This window comes from Aporhodopirellula rubra, assembly GCF_014192335.1.
Taxonomy (GTDB): Bacteria; Planctomycetota; Planctomycetia; order Pirellulales; family Pirellulaceae; genus Rhodopirellula; species Rhodopirellula rubra.
In genome coordinates, this window is record NZ_JACHXU010000050.1 from 1 (window position 1) to 7284 (window position 7284).

Annotated in this window: 9 protein-coding genes; 2 read left to right on the forward strand and 7 right to left on the reverse strand. The window is 52.9% G+C overall.

The genetic code is table 11. The features are described from left to right. The coding region (locus FHS27_RS30320) for a reverse transcriptase domain-containing protein (RefSeq protein WP_184310144.1) at positions 1–972 on the forward strand (972 nt) is incomplete at its 5' end. A gap of 54 nt (positions 973–1026) precedes the next feature. Here the strand turns inward: FHS27_RS30320 and FHS27_RS30325 are convergent. The 5 genes from FHS27_RS30325 to FHS27_RS30345 form a co-directional block, all read right to left on the reverse strand. Further along, positions 1027–1476 (reverse strand): hypothetical protein, encoded by a 450-nt coding sequence (locus FHS27_RS30325; RefSeq protein WP_184310146.1) that lies wholly within the window; start codon positions 1474–1476, stop codon positions 1027–1029. 103 nt (positions 1477–1579) lie between these two features. Continuing rightward, positions 1580–2167 (reverse strand): hypothetical protein, encoded by a 588-nt coding sequence (locus tag FHS27_RS30330; protein ID WP_184310148.1) that lies wholly within the window; start codon positions 2165–2167, stop codon positions 1580–1582. Between the two features lie 103 nt (positions 2168–2270). Further along, entirely contained in the window at positions 2271–2822 is a 552-nt protein-coding gene (locus tag FHS27_RS30335; protein ID WP_184310150.1) for a hypothetical protein, read from the reverse strand. A gap of 142 nt (positions 2823–2964) precedes the next feature. Next, positions 2965–3456, reverse strand: a complete 492-nt coding sequence (locus FHS27_RS30340) for a GspE/PulE/PilB domain-containing protein (protein ID WP_184310152.1) — start codon at positions 3454–3456, stop codon at positions 2965–2967. 94 nt (positions 3457–3550) lie between these two features. Beyond that, complete coding sequence (locus FHS27_RS30345) at positions 3551–4033, reverse strand: hypothetical protein (protein ID WP_184310154.1); 483 nt, start codon at positions 4031–4033, stop codon at positions 3551–3553. A 119-nt stretch (positions 4034–4152) separates the two neighbouring features. On the opposite strand from FHS27_RS30345, the gene FHS27_RS30350 reads away from it, so the two are divergent. After that, positions 4153–4413 carry a hypothetical protein gene (locus FHS27_RS30350; protein WP_184310156.1) on the forward strand — a complete coding sequence of 87 codons (261 nt, stop codon included), beginning with the start codon at positions 4153–4155 and terminating at the stop codon, positions 4411–4413. Positions 4414–5618: 1205 nt separating this feature from the next. On the opposite strand, the gene FHS27_RS30355 is transcribed toward FHS27_RS30350, so the two are convergent. Both FHS27_RS30355 and FHS27_RS30360 read right to left on the reverse strand, forming a co-directional pair. After that, the gene (locus FHS27_RS30355) at positions 5619–6434 is read right to left on the reverse strand and encodes a hypothetical protein (RefSeq protein ID WP_184310158.1); all 816 of its coding nucleotides are present in this window, start codon (positions 6432–6434) and stop codon (positions 5619–5621) included. 122 nt (positions 6435–6556) lie between these two features. Continuing rightward, positions 6557–7084, reverse strand: coding sequence for a hypothetical protein (locus FHS27_RS30360; RefSeq protein WP_184310160.1), 528 nt, complete (start codon positions 7082–7084; stop codon positions 6557–6559). Positions 7085–7284 lie beyond the last annotated feature (200 nt).

The window sequence follows — 7284 nt, forward strand, 5'->3', positions numbered from 1 at the left end:
TTTCGGCCTTATCGCTCAGCCCACGAAGCGATCCATCTCGTTCAGCAGCATATCCGATCCGGCTACCGCTGGTGTGTCGATATGGATCTTGCGAAATTCTTCGATACCGTTCAGCACGATGTGCTGATGAATCGTGTTGCTCGCAAGATTCGCGACAAGCGATTGTTGCGTCTGATCGGGAACTACCTACGGGCTGGGGTGATGGTCGATACCGACTTGCACCCATCGAACGAAGGCACCATGCAAGGCGGTCCGCTCTCGCCATTACTTGCGAATATTCTGTTAGATGACTTCGACAAGGAAATGGAACACCGAGGCCACCGCTTTGTTCGATATGCAGACGACTTCTTGGTATTCTCCAAAACTGAGCAGTCAGCAACACGAGTCTTTCGTTCAGTGGAACGTTATCTCACTGGAAAGCTCAAGCTCGTGGTCAACCACGACAAGAGCAGCGTTTGCCGCACGGAGGATGCCGAGTATCTCGGCTATTGCTTTCGCGGATTCGGCGGACGATTCGAAGTGAGTGCGAAGAACCTTCGCAAGTTCAAGGACCGCGTGAAGGAGATAACACGCCGCACCGGAGGCCGGTCGATGTCCTCACGCTTCGTAGAACTACGACGGTACTTTCAGGGATGGCTTGGCTACTTTCATTACGGGCTACGCAAGACGCAGTTGAAGTATCTCGATAAATGGGTTCGTCGGCGCATCCGCGCTTGTTACTGGAAACAGTGGTACCGAGTCCGCACGCGAGTGCGAATGCTGTTGAAGCTAGGAGTGCGTCCGGAAGAAGCCATCTCGCACGGATGCAGTGGAAGAGGAGTGTGGGTGATGTCCTCGAGCGCGGCAATGCACGCTGCCATCTCGATCGACTACCTCAACCAACAGGGACTAGCGAGCCTTGAGAAGATCTGGAGCAAGTTTGCTTCCAAGAAGCGAACCGCCGGATGCGGATCCGCATGTCCGGTGGTGTGAGAGGGGTCCCGGGCAACCGGGCCCCTATCTCGATCTTTGTTCTGCTGCCTTGCTTCAATCTGTTAGCGATAAACGCCAAGCACTGATTGTATCGGAATCGCGTTCGATCATTACCAATCCCTCATCGCAAGATCGAAAGCCGATCGCGTCAGCAAACCGTCTGCATTCATCGTCCGATTCTTGGAATTCGGACCAGTCTTGCCATAGTTTCGCCATAATTCCTTGTTCGGAATGTGCAATGAGAATCCACTTCGGGTCGTCGTGGAAGAGCCAAACGTATTCTGTGTTCCCGGCGCGTGTCCAGCGGACGAACGAGTCTGCATTTGAATCCCAGAGCGGCACGATGTCAGTGGCGTCGGTCGGAACGAAATAGTCCCAGTTGGTAGTGCCGATGTGGATACTGAGATCGGGATGATAGCTCTCAGGGTCGCCCAGGATTCGCGCAAACGACGGAGTGACCCCGCGCGCAATGAGTTCGTCGATCGGTAGTGAGTGAAGTCTCATCTATTAGGCAGAACGTTGGACATCACGGGGCACGGAGAGTTGACTATCCATTGCGAAGAACGCCGCAAGCCGTGCTCCCGTGCATGTCATTGTTCCCCGCATTCTACAGTTTGCCCCAGCTCACGGCCATCGTGCGGCCGAGATGGTCATGAATCAGATCAGGAATCGAAGTGGTCCACAGCGGAGACGAAAACGGAACCCAATTCCAGAATTCAATCCCCAAGTACGCGATGCCGATATCTGGTTCCGTTCGCCAAGCGTTTGATGGGGATGAATGGTTACATTGCGGACATGAGATTATGTCGATCCTGTCGTCGTTCACAAATGTAGCAACACTGTCGTAGAGTTGGTCAATTACTCCGTCGCCATCAGGAAAACGGTGGCGGCATTGCGGGCAACCAGCAAATTGAAGTTGTGGAAACGCGAAAAAGTTAACGTATCGCTCTGCGTGGACCTTCACACCGTTGATCGCGTTTGGCTCCCAAAACGGAACACATGATTCGTGGTTCGCGAAGATCTCGCGTATGCGTGGACCCGGCGGATAGCCCAAGCCATTGAGAACGCATTGCTCATTGGGCGTCGCCAATAAGAACCGCTCCGAAACCAACAGTTCGACGATCGCGTTGCCGATTGATTCTGCATCGGTGGGAGAAACGTCGTGGTCGATCAGCGAGTTGTAGCTGGAACTCAAGTTAACGAATCATCTCTGTCGGGGAACGACCGCCGTCACCGGGCGGCGAGAGTAAAACTAACCATCAGAAAACGCGCTGACGCCGCTCCGGTGCACGGCATGGTTACCCGTCTTTGCGGCCGTAGATCACAAGTTCACAAGACGATGCGAACACGAAAGCACGTCCGGAAGGCGAGAAACCAGTGGCGCGGTACTCACACGCCCCATCATCGCAAATTTTCCATGAGTTGCCAGAGTCGTCGTACGGTGGAGAATAGCTTGACGAAAGAAATAGCACATGTTTAGGCCAAGGTAGTTGAATCACCTCGAGCATCCAACCATCGTGGGTCTGGCGTGGCAGTCCACCGCCAACCAGACCAGCAAGCGGAACAGTCGCGCCGTCGTGAGGACCGATGGCAGGGGCAGTAAGCCAGGAAGTATCCGGGTTGTCGAACGCATCGTTTGAATCGCGGGCAATCTTTGCCCCCGAAAGCGTGTCGAACAAACCCCGTCCTTGGCTCGAAAGCACGAGCAAGTCATCGGTCCCAGGAACAAAACCGATCTCGGTGAGGCCACCCACAGCAGAACCACCGATCACAGACCAAGGTGCAGGCGGTTCAGAAACCGGCATACGCTCAAGTTGTTTTCGAAGTTTGTCTTGGTGTGAGTCGGACATCCGGTTCCGGCAATATGGGGTGAGACTTCGATCGGGTAACGTTGGCCATCAGCGGGCACGGACGGTTGATTGTCCATTGCCAGGAACCGTGCAAGCCGTGCTCCGTTGCATGGCTTGGTTACCCGAGATTCGAGTGCAACCTTCATTCGTCGCATATCATGCCAAGAAATGCCTTTGAGCGATCGAAGTACGCCACGCATTCACCACGAGCAACTGCGGCATCGAGTTCGTCTCCGGTCTTGCATAGGCGGACGTTCGTGTCGCATTTTCCACAATGACGCAGTTGTGAATCGCCTGTTCGGTCCAGGTCAACCCATCGCTTGTTGCAGCGGAACAGGATCGCTCGAGGGCAATTTTGTATCACAGAGCCGAAGGCTGAGTAGTGAAGGTCAACCGTAGTTTCAAGCATTGAACGTTCAGCAACGTCATAGGTTAGTTTGCGATCAAGAATGAAACGCAAAGTCGTCAGCAGTTCCTCGGTACGGCCGAGAGTGTCGTAGGGGATTATGAGATGGATGGTCGTTTCATCCCAAGAGAGCGGAAGGACCGTGTGATTCCGTGCAACGGTTTCGGGAACGATCTCGAGTACGTACTCGTCAATCGCAATTCGGTCCAGGTCACTAGCGTTCAACATGAGTCAGTCGGGTAACGCCACGCGTCACCGGGTACGCGCGAAAGATTATCAATTGAAAAACCGCCCGGCTCGCGTACTCCGGTGCACGCGATTGTTACCCGCCGTCTTGAATTCGGTCGGCAACGACGTCGAGCTCCTCGCCGATCATCACAGACCATTCTATCAAATCCTGATCGTCTGCCTGCCCAAACGAGTCCAAAACGGAACGATCTGTAATCAGCCGCGTTGCCAGGTCGCGATGCCAACCAGTAAGCGAGAGTGATTCCGCGCGGTCCGCACACATGCGAGCATGACACGCAAAGTTGTAGATAATGTCAAGAATCTCGGACTGGATTTCAGTCGAGACCGATGGAAGCAGTTCAATCAAAAAGGGCAGCGTCGGCACCGAGTTTGAACCAACGTTCGCCTGATGGGAAACAACGTTCCAAAGTTGCTGGGCCGCTTCAAGCGCAGCGTTGGCATCTGGTGAATCGAGCTTCACGAGCAGGGGAGGAATCTCGTTGGAATCGAAGCCCTTCGCGGAATCAAAGTCATTCCAGTTGATTTGGCCGAGACGTTGTTCAAGCGTTGAGGCCATGTGATCTTCAGTCGGGTAACGCCGGACATCACCGAGTTGCCGGTGGTGAGTTATTTAGCAAGGTTGACATGCTCGGCAACTTCGGTGCATGTCTAGGTTCGTCGCTTCAGAGGTGTGCTGTGGAAAACAAAATGGAGAGTGTAGTCGGTGTATTTTTGCTTATTTGCGTGGCGTTCGGATCGGCAATTGGATGCATCGGTTTTGGGGTAGGGTTGATTTTCTTGAGTGTTCCGCAAGCATTCGGACTAGGGATTCTGTCTGTTGGCTGCGGGGCGTTATTCGGTGCGATATTCGGTGGAAAGCGAATCATGCGATCGCTGATCGAAACACTGAAAGAGATGGAGCAGAAAGCCGAATCAAAGGTAGCAGCAGCGGAATAGGTACGACGAACGATGGCAATCACCTGGCCGCCGTGGTGTCCGTGTTGTGTAAGTTTGACACGCTCGGCGGCTCAGCGTGCATTGCTTGGTTCGCGTGCAGTTTTCGACGCTAGTCCGCATTAGGTGCGAGTCGCGGCGAAGGCGTATCAAAGTCGTTCGCTACGCCGTATTCTTCCTCTTCCTCATCGATGATGATTGGCGGAGTAATGGCTAGCCGAGCAGGTGGACAGAGCCACACATTTAACTGTCGGTATCGTGAGAACCATGTATCTCCATAATCATAGGGTATGTTGTGCCATTGCGTCCCCGAATTGAAACGTCCACCGCTTGGTGCATTCTGGGGATTGATGGTATACCAGATTCCAGAAGCGGTATTGCGGTTTACTGGAGCAAGAGCAATGCCTGCACAAGTTACGAACAAGAATAAAGCGGATATCGAGTAACGTTTGCTTTTCATTTCGTCATATCCATCCATGTGTTTTCGAATTGAACGCGAACGTCGGACATCACGGGGCACGGAAGGTTGACTCTCCATTGCGAAAAACGCGGCAAGCCGTGCTCCCGTGCATGTCATGGTTCATCGTTTTGTTCGTTGGTGTCAGTGTCTGCATCGGAGAACGGATCAGGACCAAAGGGATCGTCCAGTCTGGTGCCAAAAGCGGGTTGCGATGACTCCCGTTCAACGAGAAAGTCGTTTCGTCTTTCGTTGTGTTTTTGTGCCCCTTTGACAGCAGCGATCCAAAATTGCATTTCAGCTTCTGCGTCCGCACTTGAAAATGCCGTTTGCAATTCAGCACGTGTGAACCGAAGTTCCGTCAGGGCGCTAAGTGCCGTCTGACTAACTATTCGGTCCGGGTCACTGAGAGCGAACAACAGCAGGGGTATGTCGGGCGGCGATTTTCCGTTGGCGATACTTGAAACTTCCTGGCGACGTTTCTCCCAAGACTCGGCTGCAATAAGCCCGCGTTGTATTTCGATCTCGAGTTTACGCTGGATGCTATCGCGTTCACCAGCGATTCGGACGCGGTCAACCATCCACGCAATTCCAATGCTAAAGAAGGCGACAACGATCAGTCCGGTTCTCAACGAGAATTGCATGTAGTGAGTGTGCCTCTATCGATGAACGTCCGGCATCACCGGGCGGGGTGAGCAAAGTTGTCCATTTCAAATTCGGCCGCAAGCCCCGCTCCGTGTGAATGCCATGGTTATCGCACCTCCGGAGTTTGAGCAACGGAACGCGGTTGCAGAACTCCGTTCAATGATTCGCCGCTTCCGGTAAGGTAAAGATCTGAAGCAGGTCCATTGGCCCTACCATCGTCGATAATCACTCCGACGGATCTAATGTCCGTGCTCCAAAGTTTACCATCGCTGTCGACGCCGCCGACGGCAAAAGTGAATACGGGCCTGATTGGTCCTGGCGGGCTGGTCTCAGCATTTGTCTCGGCGTGACCAAATCGCTTAAACGTCACTTTACACGTTTCAATCGAAGACTTCCCGACTACGGGAAGAACGCCGGATGAACGCGATTCAAAGTAGTCAGTTCGAATTGGCACGTAATCCTCAGTTACATATTCAATCTTCAAGTTGACCGTATCAATCAGTAGCGGACCAGCACCGTTTGCGGTGAACGCAAACTCAAAATCGCGTTTTTCTATAGCCAGATCTGGAAACGCTATCTCGGTTGTGTCATACGCGTTCGAGGAAACCAAGGGGCGAATAATGGCAGTGTATCGCGGTGTCGGGTATACGGTTTGCTGCATCAAGTGGCTTTGGTATGCAAGAATAAGTACCGACACAAAAGCCAGCATGCCGCCACCCAAGGCCATGGTTTGCGGAGACAGCAGTAGGTTGAACAATAAAGCTCGCGTGGTTGCTTTGCGACGGGCGTCACATCGGTTTGGGTATTTCTGCTTGCGGTCGAGGAAGTTCTTGACGAGCGGAATCAGTCTATGTTCTTGGCGAAGCAACTGTGCCTCAAGCTGTTCGACACGTGACCGCAATAAGCTCTCAGGATCGGGCAAGTTCGGCTCTGCTTATGCGATAACGATTGCGTTGACCGGGCCGCCGCCAACCAACATTGACTTCAGAAACGACGCGATCGGCGGCTCCGCGTCCAACGCTTTGTTATCCGACGGTTATCGTGCTACTTCGGATCAGCTCGGAACATTTTAATAACAGTATCAAGTGAATCCAGTATCGACGATTTGAGAATCGTCACGTCAAAACCGTGCGCAACGCATTCGAATGTCGAGTCATGGAATACGAATGCAAAATGACGTTTTGATTGAAGGAAACGCTCACGATTATGGTACGGATGCACAGAATTCATCGTTTCAAGTTGACGTATCCATGAAGACTGCTTGATCTCAAAGGCGGCGAACGCCTCAAGGCCACGATCAGCGAGCGGATGCCCGCCGATAGCTTCTTCGTTTGGAGCACCCATCATGTGTGCATACGGACGATGGAAGCGAATTAAGGCAACAGTCCCATCAGTATCCGTCCCAACGACATTGACGTAGGTTCCGTCCCAATTCGGATCGGGTTCTGAAACGAGATACTCCAGCACCAGGCGATAATCGTCAGCCACGATGGTTGGCAATGGAGCACCCACATCGGATTGCGGTACGTCCTCCAAGGGAACTACTACGTCACGATCGTCGACGGTGTACATGAAGTGATTTCAGTCGGATAAAGAATCCATGTAAGTCCGAGGTTTGAAGGGTGGGAGTCATTTGTCAACAATGACTGGCGACTCGGACCCGTGATCTGGGCAGCCTGGGGCTGCTTGTCACATTTACTCCACCCAACAAACACAAGGATTCAACTCAATGAAGATTCTCGCACTTGACCTCGGCAAATTCAACTCGGCTG

Coding starts and splice junctions, on each gene's coding strand:
- FHS27_RS30325 (WP_184310146.1), bottom strand. CDS start 1,476: ATGAGACTTCACTCACTACCGATCGACGAACTCATTGCGCGCGGGGTC.
- FHS27_RS30335 (WP_184310150.1), bottom strand. CDS start 2,822: ATGTCCGACTCACACCAAGACAAACTTCGAAAACAACTTGAGCGTATG.
- FHS27_RS30340 (WP_184310152.1), bottom strand. CDS start 3,456: ATGTTGAACGCTAGTGACCTGGACCGAATTGCGATTGACGAGTACGTA.
- FHS27_RS30345 (WP_184310154.1), bottom strand. CDS start 4,033: ATGGCCTCAACGCTTGAACAACGTCTCGGCCAAATCAACTGGAATGAC.
- FHS27_RS30360 (WP_184310160.1), bottom strand. CDS start 7,084: ATGTACACCGTCGACGATCGTGACGTAGTAGTTCCCTTGGAGGACGTA.